The sequence below is a fragment of the Catenulispora acidiphila DSM 44928 genome (assembly GCF_000024025.1).
Taxonomy (GTDB): Bacteria; Actinomycetota; Actinomycetes; order Streptomycetales; family Catenulisporaceae; genus Catenulispora; species Catenulispora acidiphila.
This window is the reverse complement of the sequence record NC_013131.1, coordinates 9298333-9321947: the sequence shown is the minus strand read 5'-3', so window position 1 is coordinate 9321947 and position 23615 is coordinate 9298333. Positions and strand designations below refer to the sequence as shown.

General features: G+C 71.9%; 18 protein-coding genes. 12 read left to right on the top strand and 6 right to left on the bottom strand.

The window, feature by feature from the left end:
* Positions 1 to 14: 14 nt before the first annotated feature.
* Positions 15 to 212 (bottom strand): 50S ribosomal protein L28, encoded by a 198-nt coding sequence (rpmB, locus tag CACI_RS39660; protein WP_015796575.1) that lies wholly within the window; start codon positions 210 to 212, stop codon positions 15 to 17.
* 296 nt (positions 213 to 508) lie between these two features.
* Here rpmB and CACI_RS39655 point away from each other — a divergent pair, with 296 nt between their 5' ends.
* The 5 genes from CACI_RS39655 to CACI_RS46750 all read left to right on the top strand — a co-directional run bounded on the left by CACI_RS39655 (position 509) and on the right by CACI_RS46750 (position 7304).
* Positions 509 to 2314 carry a DAK2 domain-containing protein gene (locus tag CACI_RS39655; RefSeq protein ID WP_015796574.1) on the top strand — a complete coding sequence of 602 codons (1806 nt, stop codon included), beginning with the start codon at positions 509 to 511 and terminating at the stop codon, positions 2312 to 2314.
* 22 nt (positions 2315 to 2336) lie between these two features.
* Positions 2337 to 4577: an ATP-dependent DNA helicase RecG gene (gene recG / locus CACI_RS39650; protein ID WP_015796573.1), complete on the top strand. Its 2241-nt coding sequence runs from the start codon at positions 2337 to 2339 to the stop codon at positions 4575 to 4577.
* A gap of 289 nt (positions 4578 to 4866) precedes the next feature.
* On the top strand, positions 4867 to 5475 hold the full coding sequence (rsmD, locus tag CACI_RS39645) for a 16S rRNA (guanine(966)-N(2))-methyltransferase RsmD (RefSeq protein WP_015796572.1): 609 nt from the start codon (positions 4867 to 4869) through the stop codon (positions 5473 to 5475).
* A 2-nt stretch (positions 5476 to 5477) separates the two neighbouring features.
* Positions 5478 to 5990 (top strand): pantetheine-phosphate adenylyltransferase, encoded by a 513-nt coding sequence (gene coaD / locus CACI_RS39640; protein WP_015796571.1) that lies wholly within the window; start codon positions 5478 to 5480, stop codon positions 5988 to 5990.
* A gap of 96 nt (positions 5991 to 6086) precedes the next feature.
* Positions 6087 to 7304 carry an ATP synthase subunit B family protein gene (locus CACI_RS46750; protein ID WP_015796570.1) on the top strand — a complete coding sequence of 406 codons (1218 nt, stop codon included), beginning with the start codon at positions 6087 to 6089 and terminating at the stop codon, positions 7302 to 7304.
* Between the two features lie 149 nt (positions 7305 to 7453).
* Here the strand turns inward: CACI_RS46750 and CACI_RS39630 are convergent, their stop codons facing one another.
* Entirely contained in the window at positions 7454 to 9469 is a 2016-nt protein-coding gene (locus CACI_RS39630; RefSeq protein WP_015796569.1) for a PIG-L family deacetylase, read from the bottom strand.
* Between the two features lie 209 nt (positions 9470 to 9678).
* Between CACI_RS39630 and CACI_RS51785 the strand changes: the two genes are divergently transcribed.
* The 5 genes from CACI_RS51785 (at position 9679) to mutM (ending at position 13506) form a co-directional block, all read left to right on the top strand.
* Positions 9679 to 10692 (top strand): hypothetical protein, encoded by a 1014-nt coding sequence (locus CACI_RS51785; RefSeq protein WP_015796568.1) that lies wholly within the window; start codon positions 9679 to 9681, stop codon positions 10690 to 10692.
* A gap of 225 nt (positions 10693 to 10917) precedes the next feature.
* Entirely contained in the window at positions 10918 to 11532 is a 615-nt protein-coding gene (locus tag CACI_RS39620; RefSeq protein WP_015796567.1) for a YceD family protein, read from the top strand.
* Positions 11533 to 11536: 4 nt separating this feature from the next.
* Positions 11537 to 11710: a 50S ribosomal protein L32 gene (gene rpmF / locus CACI_RS39615; protein ID WP_015796566.1), complete on the top strand. Its 174-nt coding sequence runs from the start codon at positions 11537 to 11539 to the stop codon at positions 11708 to 11710.
* A gap of 23 nt (positions 11711 to 11733) precedes the next feature.
* Positions 11734 to 12564 carry a ribonuclease III gene (gene rnc / locus CACI_RS39610; protein WP_015796565.1) on the top strand — a complete coding sequence of 277 codons (831 nt, stop codon included), beginning with the start codon at positions 11734 to 11736 and terminating at the stop codon, positions 12562 to 12564.
* Positions 12565 to 12633: 69 nt separating this feature from the next.
* Positions 12634 to 13506: a bifunctional DNA-formamidopyrimidine glycosylase/DNA-(apurinic or apyrimidinic site) lyase gene (mutM, locus tag CACI_RS39605; RefSeq protein WP_015796564.1), complete on the top strand. Its 873-nt coding sequence runs from the start codon at positions 12634 to 12636 to the stop codon at positions 13504 to 13506.
* On the opposite strand, the gene CACI_RS39600 is transcribed toward mutM, so the two are convergent.
* On the bottom strand, positions 13454 to 15967 hold the full coding sequence (locus CACI_RS39600; protein WP_015796563.1) for a hypothetical protein: 2514 nt from the start codon (positions 15965 to 15967) through the stop codon (positions 13454 to 13456). The two genes, mutM and CACI_RS39600, sit on opposite strands and share 53 nt — an antisense overlap.
* 216 nt (positions 15968 to 16183) lie before the next feature.
* On the opposite strand from CACI_RS39600, the gene CACI_RS39595 reads away from it, so the two are divergent.
* Both CACI_RS39595 and CACI_RS39590 read left to right on the top strand, forming a co-directional pair.
* Entirely contained in the window at positions 16184 to 18067 is a 1884-nt protein-coding gene (locus CACI_RS39595) for a DUF2142 domain-containing protein (RefSeq protein ID WP_015796562.1), read from the top strand.
* Positions 18068 to 18127: 60 nt separating this feature from the next.
* Positions 18128 to 19702 (top strand): NAD(P)/FAD-dependent oxidoreductase, encoded by a 1575-nt coding sequence (locus CACI_RS39590; RefSeq protein ID WP_015796561.1) that lies wholly within the window; start codon positions 18128 to 18130, stop codon positions 19700 to 19702.
* 136 nt (positions 19703 to 19838) lie between these two features.
* Here the strand turns inward: CACI_RS39590 and wsfD are convergent, their stop codons facing one another.
* The 3 genes from wsfD to CACI_RS39570 all read right to left on the bottom strand — a co-directional run bounded on the left by wsfD (position 19839) and on the right by CACI_RS39570 (position 23511).
* Positions 19839 to 21476: a glycan biosynthesis hexose transferase WsfD gene (gene wsfD, locus CACI_RS39585; RefSeq protein WP_015796560.1), complete on the bottom strand. Its 1638-nt coding sequence runs from the start codon at positions 21474 to 21476 to the stop codon at positions 19839 to 19841.
* A gap of 100 nt (positions 21477 to 21576) precedes the next feature.
* Entirely contained in the window at positions 21577 to 22548 is a 972-nt protein-coding gene (locus CACI_RS53760) for a CAP domain-containing protein (RefSeq protein WP_015796559.1), read from the bottom strand.
* 150 nt (positions 22549 to 22698) lie between these two features.
* The gene (locus tag CACI_RS39570) at positions 22699 to 23511 is read right to left on the bottom strand and encodes a CAP domain-containing protein (protein ID WP_049871869.1); all 813 of its coding nucleotides are present in this window, start codon (positions 23509 to 23511) and stop codon (positions 22699 to 22701) included.
* Positions 23512 to 23615 lie beyond the last annotated feature (104 nt).

Genomic DNA, 23615 nt, shown 5'->3' with positions numbered 1-23615 from the left:
TTTTTACGACCGCTTTACGCCGACGCCGAGCGCGTGACCTTGCCCGCCTTGATGCACGAGGTGCAGGCGTTGACGCGCTTGGGGGTCCCGTTCACGACCGCGCGGACGGTCTGGATGTTCGGGTTCCAGCGCCGCTTGGTCCGGCGGTGCGAGTGCGAGATGTTGTGGCCGAAGCCCGGCCCCTTGCCGCACACGTCGCAGTTGGCAGCCACTTCGATTCACCTCTACCGAGTCGTTGACGCTGCCGGCGGTCTCAACTGTTCCTGCGGCTGCGTGCTTGCGTGATCCCCGCCGTCGTCGGCGGGCAGGTACTGATGGCCGGGGGGCGTAGCCCTCCTGGCAACCTGGTCAGAGTAGCCGACGCGTGGGCGGTGGCGCCAATCCGGTCGGCGACCCGCTCCTGATCAAGCCCGATCCGCTGGGCGATCCGCTCTCGATCCGCTCTCGATCTGCTCCACGAGGCGGTCGTGCACCGGCTGCCACAGGCCGCAGCGGTACCCTGGCCGCCATGCCCCCCACCGTGCCCGGACCCGACGCGCCGCCCGAGCGCCCGGCCGTGGCGGCGCCCGTCGACGCCGGCGCGCTGCGCCGCTGGGCCGGTGCGGCCCTGGCGGTCCTGGGGCGGCACCGCGAGGAGATCGACGCGCTCAACGTCTTCCCCATCGCCGACGCCGACACCGGTACCAACATGTACCTGACCTTCGAGGCCGCCTGCCGCGCGCTGGACGACCGGCTGACCGCGCCGGGCCCGGCGCCCTCGGTCCCGGAGGCGCTCCAGGCGCTGGCCCACGGCGCGCTGCTCGGCGCGCGGGGCAACTCCGGGGTGATCCTCAGCCAGCTGCTGCGCGGCGCCGCCGGAGCCCGCTACACCGGCTCCGCGGTGGACGGCGCGGCGCTGGCCGCCGGCCTGGCCGCGGCCGCGGAGCTGGCCTACGAGGCGGTCGCCCGCCCGGCCGCCGGGACCATCCTGACCGTGGCCTCGGCCGCGGCGGAGGCGTCCTCGGCGGCGGTGGTCGCGATCGGCGAGCTGGCCGCGCGGATCCCGGTCCCGGCCGGCGGCGAGGCGCTGCCGGTCCCGAACCCGCTCACCGCGAACGACTCCCTGGCCTACGTCGCGCAGGCCGCGGCCGCCGGCGCGCGCGAGGCGCTGGGCCGCACCCCCGACCAGCTCGACGTGCTGCGCGAGGCCGGCGTGGTCGACGCCGGCGGGCTGGGTCTGGTCGTGATCCTGGACACGCTCGCGGCCTACACCGGCGGCCTGGACCCGCGCGGCGCCTTCCGGCAGCGCCGGCTGGCCGCCGTGCGCGCCGCGGAACCGGCTCCGACGCGGGCCCGCCCCGAGCCGGAGTTCGAGGTCATCTACCTGCTGGAAGCGACCGAATCGGCGATGGCCGAGCTGCGGCGCGGGCTCGACGACTTCTGCGAGCGCGGCGGCGGCGACAGCCTGGTGGTGGTCGGCGGCGACGGTCTGTGGCGGGTCCATGTGCACGTCGACGACGCCGGCTTCCCGCTGGAGGCCGGGATCGCCGCCGGGCGTCCGCGCGACATCCAGATCACCCACCTGGCCTCGCAGCATTCCACCGGGGTCCATACGGCGTCGCCTGCCGAGCCGCTTACCGTCTCCGCCGCCGTTCCCACCGTTCGGGCGACCCGGGCGGTCGTGGCCGTGGCGTACGGCGAGGGCATCGCCACTTTGCTGGAGGAGGCGGGCGCGCACGTGCTGCGCGCCGAGCCCGGACGTCCGCCGAGCGCCGCCGACTTCGAGCGCGCCGTGGCCCTCACCCGGGCCTCCGAGGTGGTGCTGCTGCCGAACGACACCGAGACCACCGTGGTCGCCGCCGCGGTCGCCGAGCGGCTCTCCGCCGGGCAGCCGTCGATGCGGGTCGCCGCGGTTCCGGCGAAGGTGACCGTTCAGGGGATAGCGGCGCTGGCCGTGCACGAGCCGTCCCGGCGTTTCGACGCCGACGTGGTGGCCATGACGGCGGCGGCCGGCGCGACCCGGTACGGCGCCATCGAGGTGGCGGCGACCGAGGCCTGGACCATGGCCGGGGTCTGCCGGCCCGGACAGGTGCTCGGGCACGTCGAGAACGACGTCGCGCTGATCGAGGACGACCAGGCCGCCGCGGCCGAGGCCGTGCTGGAGCGCATGCTGTCGGCGGGCGGTGAGATGGTGACCTTGGTGATCGGGGACGGCACGGAGCCGGGCATGCCCGAGGCCGTCACCGACCGGGTGCGGACGCGCCATCCGGTCGTGGACGTGGTGGTGTACGACGGCGGGCAGACCGGCTACCCGCTCTTGATCGGTGTCGAGTGACAACCTCCGGAGGTGCCGGGCCGTGGGCATCCGCTTGGACGAGCCGCTGCGCAAGGCGGTCGGCGACCGCACCGCGAAGGTGCTGCACACCGGGCTCGGCCTGGATACGGTCGGCGACCTGCTGCGCCACTACCCGCGCAAGTACGTCAAGCGCGGGGAGCTGACCGAGCTCTCCGAGCTGGAGCCCGGGACCGAGGCGACGATCGTCGCGCAGGTCACCAAGGTCAGCCGGCGCTCGATGGCGGCCCGGCGCGGCCAGATGATGACCGTGGAGGTGCGCGACGCCGCCGACACCGCGGTGGAGATCACCTTTTTCAACCCGCGCGCGGCCAACGCCCTCAAGCCCGGCATGCTCGGGATGTTCGCCGGCAAGGTCGGCGAGTACCACGGCAAGATCCAGCTGACGAACCCCGAGTTCGCGAAGCTGGACGCCGACACCGAGGACGCCGGCGACTCGCCGATCGACAACTGGGCCGGCGAGCTGATGCCGCTGTACCCGAGCACCGGCGGGCTGCCGTCGTGGAAGATCGCGCGCTGCGTCCGCATGGTCATCGACCAGCTCGACGCCGATATCGAGGACGACCCGATGCCGCGGCCGGTCCGCGCCCGCCAGGGCCTGCTGACGCTGACCGAGGCGTTCCGCCGGATCCACCGCCCCGACGACTGGCCGGAGATCGCCGTCGCCCGCAAGCGCCTGAAGTGGGACGAGGCGCTGCCGATGCAGGTCGTGCTGGCGCAGCGGCGCGAGGCGCTCAAGGCGCTGCCGGCGGTCCCGCGCCGCCGCGTCCCCGGCGGTCTGCTCGACGCCTTCGACGCCGCGCTGCCGTTCACCCTCACCGCCGGGCAGCGCCAGGTCGGCGAGGAGATCGAGGCGGACCTGGCCTCCGAGCACCCGATGCACCGGCTGCTGCAGGGCGACGTGGGCTCGGGCAAGACGATGGTCGCGCTGCGCGCCATGCTCGCCGTGGTCGACGCCGGCGGCCAGGCGGTGATGCTGGCGCCGACCGAGGTGCTGGCGCAGCAGCATCACCGGTCGATCGTGCAGATGCTGGGCGCCGGGGCGGACGTGCCGATGGATCTGTTCTCTGAGACCGCCGCCCCCGACGCCGCTCCCTTCGACCCGAACCGCAAGCGGGTGCGCGTCGCGCTGCTCACCGGATCGCAGAACGCGAAGGACCGCCGCACCAACCTGCTCGACGCGGCGTCCGGCACCGCGGGCATCGTGATCGGCACGCACGCGGTGATCCAGGACCACGTCCAGTTCGCCGACCTCGGCCTGGTGGTGGTCGACGAGCAGCACCGCTTCGGCGTCGAGCAGCGCGACGCGCTGCGCGCCAAGGGCGAGGACCCGCCGCACGTGCTGGTCATGACGGCGACGCCGATCCCGCGCACGGTGGCGATGACGGTCTTCGGCGACCTGGAGACCTCGGTCCTGTCCGAGCTCCCGGCGGGGCGCTCCCCGATCGCCACGCACGTGGTCGCCGCGCACGAGCACCCCTCGCACTTCACGCGGGTGTGGGAGCGCATCCGCGAGGAGGTCGGCGCGGGCCGGCAGGCGTACGTGGTGTGCCCGCGCATCGGCGAGGAATCCGGGAGCGGCGAGGTCTCCGACGACGGCTCCGAGCTGGTCTCCGAACCCGGCCAGCAGCGCCCGCCGCTGGCCGTGGTCGACGTCGCGGCGAAGCTGGCCGAGGGCCCGCTCAAGGGACTGCGGGTCGGCATGCTGCACGGCCGCATGGCGCCGGACGACAAGGACGCGGTGATGCGCGCCTACGCCGGCCACGAGCTGGACGTCCTGGTCGCCACCACGGTGATCGAGGTCGGCGTGAACGTCCCGAACTCCACCGTGATCGTGGTGATGGACGCCGACCGCTTCGGCGTCTCGCAGCTCCACCAGCTCCGCGGCCGCGTCGGACGAGGCAAGTGGCCCGGCCTGTGCCTGCTGGTCACCGAATCGCCCGACGGCGCCCCAGCCCGCGAACGCCTGGCCGCCGTGGCCTCGACCCTCGACGGCTTCGAACTGTCGAAGATAGACCTCGCCATCCGCAAGGAGGGCGACGTCCTCGGCGCCACCCAATCCGGCTACCGCAGCTCCCTGCGAATGCTCAGCGTGATCGACGACGAGGACATCATCCGCGCCGCCCGCGACGAAGCCACCCCCCTGGTCGAAGCCGACCCGGCCCTGAACGCCTACCCGGCCCTCGCCCGGACAATTGCCGTCTTGCTCGACCCCGAACGCGCGGAATACTTGGGCAAGACATGATCAGCCACCAAGGCGCACGCCGCCCAGCCGCCGCGCTCGGAGACGCCGACCATCCGGCCCACCCGACCCGCCGCGGCTTTGCGCGCGCTGGCGAGCGGCGGGTTGCGCGCGCGCACCAAGTAGCTCGCTTACACACGCACTCGATCGCCCGCATGCCTCGGATCACCGCCACGCGCCAGGTCGCCTGCCCCCACCCGATCGCCGGCGCCGACCGAATCGCCCGCGGGCACCGGATTGCCCTGGTGCACCGCATCGCCCGCGCGACCACCACATCCCCGGCGTGTGCCCCATGACCCGCGTCATCGCCGGCGCCGCCCGAGGCCGCCGCCTCGCCGTTCCGCCCGGCGACGGCACGCGTCCCACCGGCGACCGTGCCCGGGAAGGTCTGTTCTCCGCCCTGGCATCCGAATTCGGTGGCTTGTCCGGATTATCAGTCCTCGACCTCTTCGCCGGTTCCGGTGCCCTCGGTCTCGAAGCGCTCTCGCGCGGCGCTGAGAAGGTGCTGCTGGTCGAGGCCGATCGGCGCGTCACCAAGCTGATCGCGCAGAACATCGCGACTGTCGATCTGCCTGGCGCGCGGGTCGTCGCCGATCGGGCCGAGCGGGCTGTCGCCGGTGAGGTGCCGAAGGAGGCGCCGTTCGACCTGGTGCTGCTGGATCCGCCGTACGCGGTGGCCGATGGCGAGGTCGTGACCATCCTCACAGCTTTGGGGGAGGGCGGGTGGCTCGCGCCGGACGCGGTGGCGGTGCTGGAGCGCTCGGCTCGGGACAGGGATTTCCCCTGGCCGGCGGGTTATGAAGCCACGCGGAGCAAGAGTTACGGGGAGGCCCGGATGAACTTCGCTGTCTGGTACGTTCGCGGCGCGCCAACGACCGGTCCCCTCAATCCGCCGGAGTAACCATGGACGAGCCCGTCACCCGCCGTGTGGTCTGTCCCGGGTCCTTCGACCCGGTCACCAACGGCCACCTGGACATCATCGGCCGCGCCTCGGGGCTGTTCGACGAGGTCGTGGTCGCGGTGGGGGTGAACGCGGGCAAGGCCGGGTCGCTGTTCACCATCGAGGAGCGCATCGATCTGGTGAAGCAGGCCAGTGCCGAGTACGGGAACGTGCGGGCCGAGCCGTTCGAGGGACTGCTGGTCGACTTCTGCGCGCAGCGCGGGATCCGCGCGATCATGAAGGGCCTGCGGGCGGTGAGCGACTACGAGTACGAACTCCAGATGTCGCACATGAACCACCGGCTCTCCGGCGTCGAGACGCTGTTCGTGGCCTCGAATCCGCTGTACAGCTACCTGTCCTCCTCGCTGCTGAAAGAGGTCGCCTCGCTCGGCGGCGATGTCTCGGGGCTGGTCCCCGACCTGGTGCTTTCGGCCCTTACCGACCGACTGGCTGAACGGAAGAAGAAGTCCGCGTAGCCTTTGCCGCTAGGGGCTCGCGTGCGGAGCCCTGCGAAGACCGACCGTCGCCAAGAAGGGGCGGCCCTCTCGGGCCGCTAGAGGAGCGAGTGAGAAGTGGCCACAAGCGACCGCCTGGAGCAGATGGTCGGCGACCTCGTGCAGATCGTCGAGACCGCCAAAGCGGTGCCGATGTCTGCCTCGTGCGTCATCAACCGCGCCGAGGTCCTGGAGATCCTGCACGAACTCGCCGCCGGGGTGTCCGAGGAACTCGCCGAGTCCCGGCGCCTCGTCGCCGAGCGCGAGGAGGTGATAGCCCAGGCCCGGCGGGACGCCTCGGAGCACATCGAGGCGGCCCGGCGCGAGCGCGGCAGCATGCTCTCGGGCACCGAGGTGGGCCGGGAGGCCGAGCGCATCCGCGGCGCCGCCCTGGAGGAGGCGCGCCGGATCCGCGAGGACGCCGACAACTACGTCGACGACAAGCTCGCCAACTTCGAGGTCGTGCTGACCAAGACGCTGCAGGCCGTGGGCCGCGGCCGGGCCAAGATGGTCGGCCGGGACCCGATGTCCGAACTCGGCGAGCACATGGCCGAGCAGGACGCCGTCGAGGCCGCCACCCGCCCCGAGTACGACTTCGACGAGCGCGACGAGGTCCCCACCGGCAGCGCCTACCAGCGGGAGCCGGGCTACAACACCGGCGAGTACCCGAAGTACACCGACGAGGCCTACGAGACGCAGCAGAACGGCTACCAGCAGGAGCCGTCCTACCAGCCGGCCGAGCCCGTCTACCAGGAGCAGCCCGCCTACCAGGAGGCCGCCTACCCGGAGCCGGCGTACCAGGAGCAGCCCGCCTACGCCCCGGAGCCCGTGTATGCCCAGCAGGGCGCCGGCTACGCGCAGAGCGAGTACGGCCAGAGCGAGTACGGCCTGCCCGAGCCCGAGCTCTCCCACGAGTTCGCCGCGGCCGACATGAGCGGCGTCTTCCAGCGCCCCGACTTCTCGCAGGACTACCCGCCGCAGGAGTACCAGCACCAGCAGCAGCCGGCGCAGGTCGCGGTCGGCTACGGCTACGACCAGGAGAACGGGTACGCCGCGAACTACAGCGACCCGGCGTCGGTCCCGTACCCGGTCCAGCCCTACGGCACCCAGTACGAGCAGCAGCAGCAGCCGGAGTACCACAGCGGCGAGTACCAGGCCTACCCGCAGCACGAGCAGCAACAGCAGCAGTACGCCCAGCAGCCCTCGCACCAGCAGCACCCCGAGGCGTCAGGGTTCTTCGACACCGGCATGATCGACGTGCGCCAGTTCCGGGACGACCCGTACCAGCAGCACTGAACTCCAGCAGCACTGCATTCCAGCAGCGCTGAGCATCGCTGGCGCCTGACTGGTGCCTGACTGGTGCCTGACTGCTCCGCAGACGAAAACCGCGGCCCGCACCCCTCCACAGGGATGCGGGCCGCGGTCGTTCCGCCGACCGGTCCGGCTCAGTGCCCCACGAGCTGCCAGCCGCCGAACGGACTCCCCGTCCCCGCCGCCGTCTGCCGGTTGATGTGCAGCGCGCCGTCCAGCTCGCAGGCGAGCACGATCAGCCGCCCGTCGGAGTCGGAAGCGATCGCCGGCGCGCCGACGATCACGTTCCCCAGATCCGGCCACGATCCGGAGAACCCGACGTTCGCCGCGGTCTGCGACGCCATGCTGACCCCGCCGCCGGAGTTGCGGATCGCGATGCTGATCCGGCCGTCCGGCGCGGTCGTGGCCGCGACGCTCTCCAGCATCGGCGGGCTGCCGCCGATCAGCCCGGGCGAGCGGGTCCAGGTGCCGTTGCCCTGCGTCCACTGGGTCGCGACGCTCGGGTTGTTCGGATCGGCGTAGAAGATCTCCGGCCGGCCGTCCTTGTTGAGCGCGAAGGAGACCTGGGTCTTGCCGGCCGCCGCCGGGGTCAGCGGCGAGGAGTCCATCGCCCACCGGCGCGCCGTGTTCTGCTTCCAGTGCAGGATGCCTTGTCCGGACGGGGCGAACAGCTCGCCGGCGCCGCTGCCGCCGAGGCCCGCCGCGAGGTCGTCGCGGACGTCGAAGCCGCCGAGGTCGGCCCATGTGCTGGGCCAGCTGCCGCCCGGATTCAGGGTCTTGGCGCTGACCCCGGTGCCGAGGTTGCGGACGAACACCGTCACGTTGCCGTTCTGCTCGGTGAGCGCGGCCGGGTCGCCTTGCAGCGTCGGGTCGTCGGGGTTCGCGCTGCCCAGCGACTTCCAGGCGCTCCAGACGCCCGGCGCGGTCTCGACGTCCGTCATCGCGGAGTAGTCCGACAGCCGGGTCGTGAACACCCGCAGCATGCCCGAGGGATCGCGGATCACCGAGAGCGTCGGGGTGAGTCCGGAGCTGTTGGGGATCGGCGTCGGACCGGTCCAGGCGCCGCCCGGGGTCGTCTCGATCCACTGCTGGACCTGGCTGTTGAGGATGGCGAAGGCGTTGAGCTTGCCGGTCCCGTCCAGCGCCGTCCACACCTCGCCGTTCGGCCACCGCGAGTACTGGCGGCTGTAGAAGGGCGTGTAGAAGCTGTTGTTCGGGTCCGGCGACGTGTCGTACAAGCCGTGGTAGACCCCGGGGATGTCGCCGCGGTCCGGACCGAGGTAGCTGATGAAGTCGCCGTTCTTGGTCGCGCTGTCGCCGCCGTTGAGGGTGGATCCCTCTTTGCTGATGTTGTAGTCGCGGTAGGGCCGCAGCAGGACGTGCCCGCCGCTGCCCGGGCCGTGGTACGCCGCGACGGAGTCCAGGGTGAAGCCGCCGGCGCCGAGGTGGTCGGTGTTGCCCGGGTCGCTGTCGAAGCGGTGCGGGTCCATGCCGTAGACGACGGTCGCGTTGTAGTGCGCGTAGAGTGCCGTCAGCGAGGCGGTCAGCTGGGACTTCGTGTACGTCTGGTTCGCGTACTGCTGCTCGCAGTCCGAGCCGCCGTCGGCCGCCAGGGTGCCCATGGTGGCCTGGTGCCAGCCGGTGATCTGGCCGGAGTTGTAGATCTGCTCCAGGATGCCCTGCTTGTTCACGCCGCTGACGTAGTTGGCGTCCCCGGCGTCGTGCAGCTTGAAGAAGACCAGCTTCACCTGCGGCGCCTGGTCGAGGGTGTCCTCCTCCGCGACCTTGCCGGCGAAGGTGATCGGGGTCCGGGTCCACGTCGGGTTCCGCACGCCGGCGATCTCGGCGGCGGCGGCCCGCGCGCCCTTGTCGCGGCTCTGGCCGTACAGGCAGGTGCTGGAGAAGGCCTGGTTCGGCCCGACCTCGGTGGTCGCCGCGCCGGCCGTGAGGAACACCGTGACCAGCGGGAAGTCGTAGACCTTGCGCAGGTCTGGATTGAAGAAGAGGAAGGTGTCGTCGGCGTGCGCGACGACTTGGACGATGCTCGGAGAGGCGGCGAACGTGTCAGCGCGGGCCGGCGCCGACGGCACGCTGAACAAGGCCGCGGCGAACGCCAGCAAGGCGGCGCGGAGTTTGACGGGAGGGCGCATAGATCCAGTCCGGAGTAGAGAATCCACGGTTTTCTACCGATTCGCCGCTATCCATACACGTATATAAGTATCCGGCGTGAGCACGACACGCGCCGGTCCCGCAAAACACTCATCCGGCGCACCGCGACTTGGCGGCACGCCGCTCCCGGTAGTCAAGTGGGCGCCGACAGTGCTCGACCCGTGTCCGACCAAGATCACAGGGAGCCATCGTGCGCGTGGACACCAAGCCGGTCCCGGCCCGGCGCCTGGCGGCGGCCGCGGGCGCGGCCACGCTGATCGCCGCTTGTCTGGGAGCCGTTCCGGCGTCGGCCCGGACATCTCAGGCATCTCAGGCATCTCAGGCATCTCCATCATCCCAGGCGTTCCAGACGTCGCTGACCTTCACCCAGGACGGCACGTTCACGGTGCCCGACGGCGTCATCCAGCTGACCGTCACGGCGGTCGGGGGCGGGGGCGGCGGAGGCGGGGACAGCGTTCAGCAGGGCGTGGCGTCCTGGGGCGGCGGAGGCGGGGGCGGCGGCGCGATCGTGCAGTGCGTGCTGCCGGTGGTCCCGGGGCAGGTCTTCACCGTCTCGGTCGGCGGGTACGGCGGCCGCGGGGCGTCGCAGGGCGCTGCCATGGTCGATGCCACGCCCGGCGGCGGGACCGGCGGCGGGACGGCCGGCCAGGACGGGCAGGCGCTGTCCTCCAACGGCGGCGACGGCAGTCCCGGGACCGGCGGGGGCGGCGGCGGGGGCGGGGCGGACGGCCAGCGGACCGGCAGGGAGCCGCACGGCGGCTCTGGCGGGAGCGGGGCGGCTCCGGTCGCCGGGATGACCAGTCCGGGCGGGGACGGCGCCACAGACGTGTACAGCGGCGGCGGCGGTGCCGGTGGCGGGGGAGCCAGCACCTTCGCGACCGCGGACCTGAGCACCTACGCCGTGGCCTCCGGCGGCTGGGGCGGCGGCGCCGGCTCGGTCGGCGAGGAGGACGGCGGCCACGGCGGGCTGCCCGGGCTCGGCGGCCGCGCCGGCGACTGCGTGTCCCAGGGGCAGTCGCTCAACCCCACCGTGACCGAGGGCGGGGACGCCACCGGCGGGTCCGCGGCCAACAGCACGACCAGCGCGGTCGGCGGCTACGGCGGGACCGGCAGCGCCGACGGGACCGGCGCCGGCGGCAACGGCGGCGGGGACGCGGCGGACCCGCAGCCCGGGACCGGCGGCGAGGTCGTCGTCAGCTACTGAGCGTCCGGGGTTTTCAGGGAATCCGTCCGGGATCCGAAGATCGCAGGGAGTGTGCCGCGGGTCACGCCGCGGCACACTCCTGACGTCATCGCCGGGGGTGTGCCGGGCTCCGGGTTTGGCCGACACCCCGGCCCTCGGCTATCGTGGTTGTCTGCCTGACGGCCAAATGGCTGACGTACGCCGCCTTTCGCCTTGAGGTCCACCACACCCGACGATAGAGGGATCATGCCTGGCACGACGCCGAAGAAGCCGGCGCAGCCCGACCCCCGCTCGCCGTATGTCGTGGACACCCAAGACTTCGGCCGGCGCCCGGGATCGATGCGCAAACTGCACGAGACCGTACCGGCGCCGGAGTCCATCGGGGACAAGGACGGGGTCGCCAGCGTGCCGGCGGGTTCGGACGTGGATCTCGACGCGCGGCTGGAAGCCGTCGTGGAGGGGGTCCTCGCGACCGGTACTGTGAGTGCCGCGGTCGCCGGGGAGTGCGTCCGGTGCCTGGACCCGCTGGACCTCGATGTCGAGGCCGAGTTCCAGGAACTGTTCTTCTTCCCGGGTGAAGACACGGGAGGCGATGAGGACGCGGTGTTCCTCGTCAACGATCTGCTCGACCTCGAGCCGATCGTGCACGACGCGGTGGTGCTCGCACTGCCGTCGGCACCGCTGTGCCGGGACGACTGCCAGGGTTTGTGCCCCGAATGCGGGGTCAACCTGAACGACGACCCGGAACACTCGCACGAGACCGCCGACCCCCGGTGGGCGGCCTTGGCGGACCTGAAGGACCAAGTAGCAAGCAACAGCGGTACGGCGCCGGTCGCCCCGCCCGCCCGAGACCAGGAGTAGGCCCGTGGCCGTCCCGAAGCGCAAGAAGTCCCGCAGCCGTACCCGTTCCCGCCGTGCCCAGTGGAAGGCCGCGCCGCTGACCCTGGTGGCCTGCGAGAACTGCGGCCAGACGAAGGTCCCGCACCACCTGTGCGCGAACTGCGGCACCTATGACCGCCGCCAGGTCGTCGAGGTCTGAGTCCACCGGAGATCTCGATAGCTGTGGCGTCTTCGAACAGGTCCGGCAAGGGCGGGACAGGAGCCTCCGCCCCGCCGGAGGACCTCATCGCCCGTCTCGGTCTGCCCGTTGACGCCCGGCTCATCGACCGGGCCCTGACCCACCGCTCGTACGCGTACGAGAACGGCGGCCTGCCCACCAACGAGCGCCTGGAGTTCCTCGGCGACTCGGTGCTGGGCTTGGTGGTCACCGACACGCTCTACACCACGCACAGCGAGCTGCCCGAGGGGCAGCTCGCCAAGCTGCGTTCGGCCGTGGTGAACTCCAAGGCCCTGGCCGAGGTCGCCCGCGGACTCCGCCTGGGCGACTACGTGAAGCTCGGGCGCGGCGAGGAGACCACCGGAGGCCGCGACAAGGCCTCCATCCTCGCCGACACCCTCGAGGCCCTGATCGGCTCGGTCTACCTGGACCACGGCATCGAGGTCGCCTTCGACCTGGTCCGCCGCCTGTTCGGCCCGCTGATCGCCACCTCGGCGACCCTCGGCGCCGGCCTGGACTGGAAGACCTCCCTGCAGGAGCTGACCGCCGTCGCCGGCATCGGCGTCCCGGACTACCGCGTCACCGAGACCGGCCCGGACCACGACAAGTTCTTCGAGGCCGACGCCTGCGTCGGCGGCACCGTCTACGGCCACGGCTCCGGCCGCTCGAAGAAGGAAGCCGAGCAGCAAGCCGCCGAGGAAGCCTGGCGCACCATCCGCGAGACGCACGCCGAGGCGCTGGCCGCCAAAGGCGTGCTCCCGGGTCCCGCGGGCGACCGCAAGCTGACCCACGGGCCTTACGACATCGAGCCGGATCCGGCGGCGGACGCTTCCTGAGGGGTGCGGCCCGCTGCTGGGTGCTGGTGTTCGGCGGTTCCTGACAGTGCGCTTCGGTACGCTCAGCCCGTGCCCGAACTGCCTGAAGTAGAAGTCGTCCGCCGCGGTCTGGAACGCTGGGCTGTCGGGCGCACCGTCGCCGCCGCCGAGGTGCTGCATCCGCGGGCGATCCGCCGCCATCCCGATGGACCCGAGGACTTCGCCGCGCGTGCCGCCGGGCTCACGCTGCTCAGCGCGGAGCGCCGGGGCAAGTTCCTGTGGCTGCCGCTCGGTGAGGGCGAGACCAGTGTCGGCGAGGCGGTGACCGGGCATCTCGGGATGAGCGGCCAGCTGCTGCTCCAGCCCTCCGGTACTCCGGATGAGAAGCACCTGCGCATCCGCTTCACCTTCGCCGACGATGGTCCCGAGCTGCGCTTCGTCGACCAGCGCACCTTCGGCGGCATGGCGCTGGAGAAGCTGGAGCACGACCGGCAGGGCGTGGTCGTCCCGGCTTCCGTCGTCCACATCGCGCGCGATGTCCTGGACCCCGAGTTCGACGTCGACTTCTTCCACAGCGAGCTGCGCCGCCGCAACACCGGCCTGAAGCGCGCGCTGCTGGACCAGACCCGGGTCAGCGGTATCGGCAACATCTACGCCGACGAGGCGCTGTGGATCGCGCGCCTGCACTACGACCGCCCGACCTCGAAGATGCGCCGCCCCGACACCGACCGGGTGCTCGAGGCGGCGCGCGAGGTGATGACCGCCGCTCTCGCCGTCGGCGGGACGTCCTTCGACAGCCTGTATGTGAACGTCAACGGCGAGAGCGGCTACTTCGCCCGGTCGCTGCACGCCTACGGCCGCGAAGGAGAGCCCTGCGAACGCTGCGGGACGCCGATCAAGCGCGAGTCGTTCATGAATCGGTCGAGCTACTTCTGTCCGAAGTGTCAGCGGCTGCCTCGCTAGCGGGAACCGGAGCCGGAACCGAAGCCGAAGCCGGCGCCGGAACTGGCACCGCCATTGCGGCCGTCCCCGCCACCTCCGCCCGCAGCCGCCGCCGGCTGCGATACCAGAGCGCGATGATCAGCCCGGCGAGACCCAGCCCGAGCAGCGCCATCGCCTCCCCGATCCGGTAGCCCGGCGGCTGGAAGCTCAGCTTCAGCGTGCTGCCGCCGCTGCGCGCGGGCGGCAGCAGGACCTTAATGATCCCGACGTCCGTCCCCTTCAGCTTCGCCGCGTGCCCGTCGACGGTCGCGTGCCACCCCGGCCACAGCAGCGCCGCGATCCGGACCTCGCCCGATCCCGTGTAGCGCAGGGTCTCGCCGACGCCGTCCGAGGCGATGTCGTCCGCCGTGACGTGGACGCCCGGCGCCGTGTAGGAGACCCGTCCGTTCGGCCACGGCAGGGCGTTGCGACGGTTCAGCACCAGCGTGTGGGCGTCGAGCTCCCGCACGGTCCAGCCGGCCGGGAGCACCAGCGGCTTCGTGGGCGTCTTCCCGGCGGCCGGCGGCGGCGGATTCAGGGCCTTCAGCACCGACTGCCGGGTCTGCACCACCACGGTCTGCAGCCGCAGCAGATCGGCCAGGTCGGCGGCGGAGTCGGTGTCCTTGTGCCACAGCCTGGCGAAGAGCGACTGGCATGTGCCGCCGTAGTACGACATGCACAGGTGCCGCATGTAGGCGCGGTAGGAGACGCCGGTGTAGTTGTTCAGGCTCGTCACCCCCGCGACCTGCAGCAGGTTGCCGCCGGGCAGGTCGTGCCACACCTGCCGCCGCCCGAGCCGGTCGGCCTCGGTCAGCGGGTCGCCGACCATCAGAGTGTTGCCTTGGTAGAGCTTGTCGAAGTGCTGCTTCATCGAAGCCACGTCGTGCTGCGGATGCCAGTTGGTGACGTTCTGGTTGGCCGGGAACGCCAGCGCCTGGAAGCCCAGCACGGCGACCGTCCCGCCGATCAGCAGCCGGGACAGCGGCCGTCCGGCTCGCACCCGGCGGACCATCAGCCAGGACAGGACGCCGACGAGGGCGGTCGCGGCGATGACGGTGTGGAACCGGCCAGGCTGCGCCGACCACGACAGGTAGCCGCCGACCACGATGATCGCCGCGGTCACCGCCGCACGGCGCCGGGGCAGGTCGGTGCGCGGCGCCTCGGTGAGCGCCAGCGCCAGCACGATGCACAGTCCCAGGTAGGCGTACTCGATGACGCGCAGCGGCCAGCGGAAGAGCCAGATCTGCGACGGGCCGACCGCCATCGCCAGATAGACCACCGCGAGCAGCCCGACGCCGATCAGCGTGCGCGGCCGGTGGGTCACCCGCCGCCAGTCCAGCCACGGCGCGAGCGGGGCGATGAACCACGCCAGATACGTCGCCGGCACGGACCAGAACGCCATGTGCCAGGACACCGAGTGCGGCAGGTAGGCCGGCGCGGACAGGTTCAGCAGATCGCCGACGCCGGGGACCAGGAAGCCGGTGTTCATGATGCCCGAGCCCGGCGAGCGGGTGGTCACCGCTGCGCTGAGCACCAGCGGCAGGAACACCAGCGCGGCCGCCGAAGCCGCCACCGCGCTGACCCCGGCCAGCCGCCAGATCGCGCGGCGGTCGCGGGCCGCCAGCGACTCCGCCGCCAGCGCGCTCGCCACGACCACCATGCCGAGCAGGCCGTACGGGTTGCCGGTGGTGACGATCATCAACCCGAAGATGATCGGCACCACCGGGTTCAGGCGGCCGCGCATATAGCGGCGCGCGGACCACCAGAAGTGCGCGGTCCAGGCGAAGCCCATGAGGCCGGCGATCCAGGAGGCGGCGTCGAAGTAGAGCGTGAAGCCGGAGAACGGCAGCGCGACCGCGACGACCGCCGCGGCGGCCCGGCCCGCGCGGTACTCGCGGCAGACCGCGTAGATGCCCAGCGTCAGCAGCACCAGGAACTGGGTCTTGATCACGATCGCGGCGATCAGCAGGTCACCGGACAGCGCGGTGAACAGCGCGTCCAGCAGCTCGACCGGGTTCCAGATCCCGAACAGCGCCTCGGCGGCGAAGTTGCCGCCGTTCCACATGCCCGGCACCAGCGGGTTCCAGTGCCCGTGCAGCAGATCGGTGCCGATGCGGTTCCAGACCGGCAGGAACTCCGCGGCGCTGTCGTCCCACAGGTAGAAGAACCGGTTGGTCAGCAGCGGGATCTGCGCCAGCACCGCGACGACCACCGCGACCAGCGCGGCGGTCCCGGCATCGGTGCGCGGGTGGAGCGGACGGAGCGAGCGCAGCGGGCGCAGCGCAGGGCGCCCCGCCGGGGCTCCCGGCACCCGCCCCAGCCAGCGCCGCGCCCGGGGGACGCCGGGACCGGCCGGGGCGTCGGCGGCCGGACGGCTGGGGCGGCTCGGACGGCTCGGACGACGGGGGGCCGGCGGCCGCAGGGCCGGGGGCGTGACACTCAACGCAGGACTCCTCGGGCGTGGCGCTTGACGCACGCTGCGGACGGGGCGCGCGCCGATGATGCACAACGAGCCACTCCCGCCCCCGGCACCGGCTGCTCCGCCGAACGGCTTCGATGTTCACCGCTTCCGGTGACGCACGTGTGTCCCCGCACCCCCCGCCCCGCCCCGTGGTCTAGCGTCCGCAGAACACCCCGCGCCACCACAGGAGGCTGACCCATGTCCCCGACCGTGCCCGCGCGGCAGCACCGATCCCCCCTGCACCGATCCCCCCTGCACAGAACCTGGCGCACAGCCTTCGCAGCCTTCGCCCTCCTGGCCGCCGCCTGGTCCCTCGCCATGCCCCCCGACGGCACCACCGACGAACGCCAGCACATCGAGCGCGCCTACGGAGCCGTAACCGGCCACCTCCTAGCCCCCCAAGGCGAAGACCCCCTGGTCCACCGCCCAGGAGCAGCCTTCGAGGTCCCCAAGAGCCTGCTCCCCCCCAACGCCCTCTGCGTCTACTTCCCAAACCTCCACCAGGACCAAAGCTGGGTCGCACGCAGCGCCACCTGCCAAGAACCCGCCCCCGCCACCCACGCCAAAACCCGCGTGGTCTCCTGGGTAGGCCGCTACAACCCCCTGTACTACCTCGCAGTAGGCGCCCCACTCCGCTTCTGGCCAACCACGACCGGCATCGTGCTGAGCCGCATCCTGGCAGCCCTCCTCGCCTCAGCCTTCGCAGCCACCGCCGCCACCATCGCGATCCGCACCCGCCGCCCCCTGCTCCTAGCCGCACTCCTCACGGTGCTGACCCCGACCACCATCGCCCTCAACGCGACGGTGAACCCCAACGGCATCGAGATCTCGGCGGCGCTGCTGCTGTGGGTGTGCTTGGTGGACCTGGCGCGGGCGACATCAGCGGTGTCGGCGAATGCGGGCTCTGCGGCACGCTCGGTGGTCGGCGGCGTGTTGCGGCGGTCGCGTCTGAGGCGAGGGGCTGCGGCGGAGGCCGAGGCGGCGCGGGTGCGGCTGATGCGGCGAGCTTCTGCGGCGGCTGAGGCTGACTCTGTGGCGAGCGATGCGCGGCTGCGAGACGCTTGGGAGGCGTATTTCGATGCGGGCGCGGCGCGAATGCGGCGGGCGATGGAGGTCGATCCTGACTCTCCAGCAATCTCTGAGCACACATTCTCCCAACCCGCGCTTCTCCTCCTCGCCGCGATTTCCGGCGCCGTCGTCCTGACCGTCCGTGCCGAGGGCCCGTTCTGGTTCGCGCTCGCGGTCGGCGGTTCGTTGGCGGTGGCGGAACGCGGTCGGCTTCAGGAGTTGCTGCGGTGGCGTGCTGCCCGCCTCGTGGCTGCTGCGTGGGCTGTGGTCGGGGCGCTCGGGATGGCGTGGAACGTCGTCTCCGGCAACGACAAGGTCACTCACACCCTCATCGCCGTCCACCTCGCCGACCATCGCGTCAGCACCCTGCTGCGGCTGATCGCCGTGAACCGGGTCGGCGGTTGGTTCAGCGAGGCGTTCGCGCTGGACGTGCAGGCTTCGTGGGTTCCCATGCTGTGGGCGGCATTATCAGCAGCAGTGCTCATCCCGCTCGCCATGCTGCGGAGCCGGCGCGTGGTGGTCGTGGCGCTCGCGGTCGCGGCGGCGTCGCTCGGCATCACCGTGCTGCTGGAGATCAAGTTCCTCGGCACGCTCGGCTGGTCCCAGTACGGCCGCTACTTCCTGCCCGGTCTGGCCGGGACCGCCGTGCTGCTGGCCTCTGGGAACGCCGCAGAGCTGCCGTCGGTGCTGCAACGCCGCATCCCGCGCCTGTTCGCGCTCGGCGCCGCGTTCTGCCAGCTCTGGGTGCTCGCCGTGGAGATGACGCGCGTCCAGGCCGGTCCCAACGCCCCGGTGAATCCGTTCGGCGGGTCCTGGCATCCGGCTGTCGGGTCGCTCACGGTGCTCGGCGTCGCGGTGCTCGGGGCGGCGGGGCTGATCGCCTTGGTGTGGGTCGCCACCGCCACCGCCGCGCCGCCGCCGACCCCCGCCGTCCCCCTCAGCCTCCCCGCCCCCGCCCCCGCCGCTACCGCACCGGACGGGTCGCGAGTGGTACCCGAACCGGCAAACTCCTGATTCCATCACCTAATGGCGTAATACGCGTTACTCGACGCCTTCGGGGATCGTTGGGGCGTCGTGTCAACAATCTCCTCACAAGCACCAGAATCCGGACAGGGTGCGCCCGACGCGCCCGCCGTCGTCGTCATCGGTGCCGGGCCGGCCGGGCTGACCGCCGCCTACCAGCTGGTCAAGGCCGGTGTGCGGCCGGCCGTGTTCGAGGCCGACGACGTGGTCGGCGGGATCAGCCGGACCGTGGAGCGCGGGGGTTGGCGCTTCGACATCGGCGGCCACCGCTTCTTCACCAAGGCCGGACCGGTGGAGGCGCTGTGGCACGAGATCCTCCCCGACGAGGACTTCCTGATGCGGCCGCGCATGAGCCGCATCCACTACCGCGGCAAGCTGTTCGACTACCCGCTCAAGGCCGGCAACGCGCTGTCCGGGCTGGGTGTGGTCGAGGCCGTGCGCTGCGTCGGGTCCTACGTCTGGGCGCAGATCAAGCCGCCGAAGGACCAGACCAAGTTCGAGGGCTGGGTCGCCGCACGCTTCGGTTTCCGGCTCTACTCGATCTTCTTCAAGACCTACACCGAGAAGGTGTGGGGTATGCCGGCCAACGAGATCGAGGCCGACTGGGCCGCCCAGCGCATCAAGAACCTGTCGCTGTTCAAGGCGGTCGCCAACGCGCTGGCGCCCAAGCGCAACCAGAAGCAGATCACCAGCCTGATCGAGCAGTTCCAGTACCCGAAGTACGGTCCCGGCATGATGTGGGAGCGCTGCCGGGACCTGGTCGCCGACGGCGGCGGCTCGGTCGTGATGAACACCTGGGTCAGGACCGTGCACCGCGCCGAGGGCGGCGCCGTCGCGGTGACCGTGAAGGACGCCGACGGCGAGCGCACCGTCCCGGCCGACCACGTGATCTCCTCCATGCCGATCTCCGCGCTGGTGCGCGCGATGGACCCGCCGGCGCCGGCCGAGGTCCTCGCCGCCGCCGACGACCTGCGCTACCGCGACTTCCTCACCGTCGCGCTGGTCGTGCCGGAGTCCGCCGGCTTCCCCGACAACTGGATCTACATCCACACCCCCGGCGTCCGCGTCGGCCGGATCCAGAACTTCGGCTCCTGGTCGCCGTACCTGGTCAAGGAGGGGCGCACCTGCCTCGGGCTGGAGTACTTCGTCTCCGAGGGCGACGACCTGTGGGAGGCCGCCGACGACGTCCTGATCAAGCAGGGCGCGCAGGAACTCGAAGCTCTCGGCCTGGTGTCCTCGGACGCCGTCGAGGAGGGCTACGTGGTGCGGATGCCGAAGGCGTACCCGGTCTACGACGAGTACTACCGGGGCAACGTCGAGGTCATCCGCGAGTGGCTCGCCCGCGAGGCGCCGAACGTGCACCCGGTCGGCCGCAACGGCATGCACCGCTACAACAACCAGGACCACTCGATGATGACGGCGATGCTCACCGCCGAGAACATCGCCACCGGCACCACGCACGACGTGTGGACGGTGAACGTCGAGGAGGAGTACCACGAGGAGGCCGCGGACCAGAAGCCCGCGTCGGGCGGCTCCAGCGCCTCCGGAACCTCCGGCACCGGCCGCGACGCCCCGATCGTGCCGCGCCGCCGGGTCGAGGAAGCCAAGAGCGACCAGCGAGTCTGACCGCCCGCGCCAGGCGCCTCTGACAGGTGCCTCTAACGACAGGCGCCTCCAGCAAGGCGAAGCACAGCGAAACGGCGATGCCGCAGAGTCCTTCCGGATCCCGCGGCATCGCCGTCTTCGTCTATCCGCGCTGCGTTCAGCGCACCGGTTCTGAAGCCTGTACCGAAGCAGGACGCGGAATCCCCGCCGTCTCGGACACGTCGCGCCGATCCCGCCTCGTCACCGCCGCCAGCACCTCCACCGCGGCGAACACCCACGCCAGCGCCGTGGCGAGCACCGCGAGATCGAGATGCTTCGCGGTGTCGATCCCGTCGGCGAACGCGGACGCGCCGAACTGCGTCACCGCCACCGCCAGCAGCAGCCCGAGCACCGCCCCCACGCCCCGCACCGCCCCCACACCCCGCAACGCCCGCCGACGCCGCGTCGCCGCCACAGCCGCCGCCGGAAGCAGCCACAGCAGGAGCAGCGTCCCCATCCCGGCGCCGCGCAGCAGCCCGAGCGCGTCGGTGACCGGCGCCCAGCGCCGGTCCAGCAGACCGCGCGGCGTGTGCCCCATGTGCGTGTAGTTCGCCAGCTGCGGCAGGACCATGACCTGCGGGCCGTGCGTGCCGTGCGGCCCGGGACCGCAGAGCGTGGAGGTCGGGCGCGGCTTGTAGAAGTACGCTGCGACACGGTTCAGCACCGGCAGCAGCCGCGTCGGATGGTCCGCGAAGAACCCGAGGATCCGCTGATGGGACAAGCCCTGCGTGAACTTCTGGTAGGCGGCGGAGTCCTGCAGGGCAGGCGGCGCGCACCACGGCGGCGCCCCGGCGTAGTCCGCGACCCAGGACGGCGCCCCGAACTCCGCGAGGTCCCGCTGCGGATGCGCCGAGGTCGGCAGCAGCGTCACGGTCACGAAGTTCGCCTCGGTCAGCCGCGCCGTCCGCTTGTCCTCGTTGCCCGACACCGCGAACGCGCCGGCCGCCATCACCACGACGGCCACCAGCCCGGTCAGCCGCTGCCTCAGCCGCCGGTCCAGCGTGCGCAGCCGAGCAAGCGGCACCGGGACCGCCGGCGCCAGCAGTACCAGCGCCAGAGGCAGCATCGCCGGCACGTTCTGCGTCTTGGCGGTGAGCAGGAAGAGCCCTGACACCCCCGTCACCGCGATGCCCGCCAACCGCCGCCGACGGCTCGGCCCGGCCAGCATCAGCACGCCGGCCGCGACGTACAGCAGCCCGATGATCGACGCGATCTCGCTGAACGGCGAGACCGCGTAGTCGATGAACACCGTGTCCGCGACGACCCCCACCACCGCGGCGCACAGCAGCAGCCGGTACCGGTGCCGCAGCGCCGCGACCCGGTACAGCAGCCCGACCGCCCCGCCGATCAGCACGCAGCACACGATGCCGACGGCGCGCAGGTCCAGGTAGCCCGGCAGCCCGAGCACCCGCGTGAGCAGCCGCCCCGAGTACAGCACCAGCACCTGGCTGCTCTGGTACGGCACGTCCGGCAGCCGGATCGAGCCGAGCGCGTGCCGCTGGCAGCTGAAGTGCGCGAGGTGGTCGTAGCGGTAGTACACGTAGTCGCGCAGCCGGGGGGTGTTCTTCGGCAGCCGCACGTCCACGCCGAGGTGGCACATCAGCCGGACGCCGTCGTAGTTGTCGGCGACCCCGACCGGCCGCGGGACGAACAAACGCAGTATCAGCAGCAACGCCGAACCCGTGCCGACGACCGCCGCGAGGACGGTCGCCGGCAGCCGGGACGGACGGAGGTCTTCGATCCTTGGTCTACGCACGCCTTGGTTCAACGACCGAGGGCGCGCGGCAGCACGGAGTCTCCGCAATGCGGGTGAACGCCTCCGCAATGCGGGTGAACGCCCGGAGCCCGACCAGGGACTAGACCCAGCCCAGCTCGATCGTCCAGTACACGTCGCCGGTCGCCGGGTCCAGCTGGGCCGAGACGCCGATCGTGCTGTTCCAGAACGACAGCAGCGCCCGCTTGGAAGCCGGGTCGCGCATCAGCGCGCCGATGACGTCGTCGCCGGGCTTGCCGTGCGCGATCAGCTCCTGGGACAGCGAGAAGCAGCCCACGTTCGCCGCGCGGCTGAAGGGGTCCGAGCCGTCGGAGCCGATGTGGCTGAAGTCGCCGGTGCGCGCCATGTCCACGGAGTGGACCTTCGCCGCCTTGGTCAGCAGCGTGTTCACGCTCATCAGGCTGACGCCCTGCTGCCCGCGGGCTCGGCCGATCTCGCTCAGGGCGGAGGAGACCGCGGCCGAGGAGTTGAAGGGCGTGGTGGTCGTGCTGGAGGTCGGCGGCGGGACGACCGGGGCGCTCGGCGGGATCGTCGGCGGTTCGGTCGGCCGCTGGCTCGGCGCGGTCGGCGAGGCCGGGGACGTCGGCGCGGTCGGCGACGTGGACGGCGGCGCCTGCGACTGGCTCGGCTGCGGCTGCGAGGGCCGCGAGGAGCTGCCCGACATGGTCGGGGTGTGCTCGGTGTACGGCGCCGGGCTGGAACTCACCGCCGCCTGTTCGGAGGTCGCGGTGCTCGTCGGCGTCGCGGGGGAGTCCGAGGACGAACTCGCCGGCGCGGTGACGGTGACGAACCCGGGCGCCGCGTCGCCGCCGTGGCCCGGCGCCATCGGCGCGACGCGGTTCGGCGCGCCGTCCAGGACCGTCGAGCTCGCCCCGGCCGGGGTGCCGTGCAGGACTCCCGGCGCGACGAAGGCGAAGGCGGCGATGGCCGCCGTGGACAGGCTGCCGATGGCGATCGGCGCCGGCCGCAGCGGGCTGAACGGGCTGCGGCCCCGGTGGCGCGCGCTGTAGGAGCCGGCCCGGATGCCGGCCTCCTGCCACGTGCGTAGGTCCATGCGCTGATTCCCCCTGGTCTCCAAGCGCCCGAAGTCACCAGATGCTACCGCTGGGGCGCATGGTGAGTAAGGGGATTCGCGCACCGGTGGGAACGGATTTTCGTGATCACTAAGGCCCTGAATACGGCCCTGGATACAGGGGTGGACAGCTCAGGAATAGCCGAAGTCCTGAGTCCACCAGGGCCCGCCCGGTCCGAACTGCACTCCCACGCCGATGGCCTTGGACGAGCAGTTCAGGATGTTGGCTCGGTGCCCCGCGGAATTCATCCACGCCTCGACGACCGCCTGCGGTGTGGGCTGCCCCTTGGCGATGTTCTCCGCGGAGGGGTCGGAATATCCCTGAGCCCCGATGCGGGTCCACGGGGTCACGCCGTCGGGGGTGTTGTGGTCGAAGTAGTCCCGCGCCTGCATGTCGACGCTGTGGCCGACGGCCGCGGCGCGCAGCCGGGAGTCGTCGCGCAGGGCCGGGCAGCCGTGTGCCGCGCGCTGGTCGTTGGTCAGCGCGACCACCTCGGCCTCGTAGGAGGTGGCTTCATCGGAGGAGATCTGTACGGTCGGCGCGCCGCTGCCGGCCGTGGAAGCGGTCCGCGTCGGAAGGGCGGAGGTCGGCGTCCGCGTCGCGTCCCGGGACACCGGCGGGAGGGAGCGGCTGCCGGTGGTCGCCGCCGGATCCGGGGAAGGAACCAGCGCCGGTGCCTTCGCTGCGGCGTTCGGGGGAGTCGCGGCACTCGGGGGACCCGCGGAGGTCGGCACTGAGCTGTTCGGGGTGTCCGGTCCGAGGGCGACTGTGTCTTCGTCGTGGGCGCGCAGCGTCATCAGCGGCGCGGTGATCGCCAGTCCGGCGACCACGGCGGTCGCCGCCGACCTGCGCAGACTGGGACGTCGGCGGACGGTCCGGCGGCGATGGCTGGTCGGGCGCGGCGGGTCCGCGGACGCGTTCCCGCCGTCAAGCGCTGAGGCCATACGGCCAAGCTACAAAGGGTCTCTAGCCCGTTCGAGTGACTTGGGCAAAGCTTTGCGCGGCACCCCGGTCCCGCTCCTCGTCGCCCCGCCCCTCTAGGGTGAAT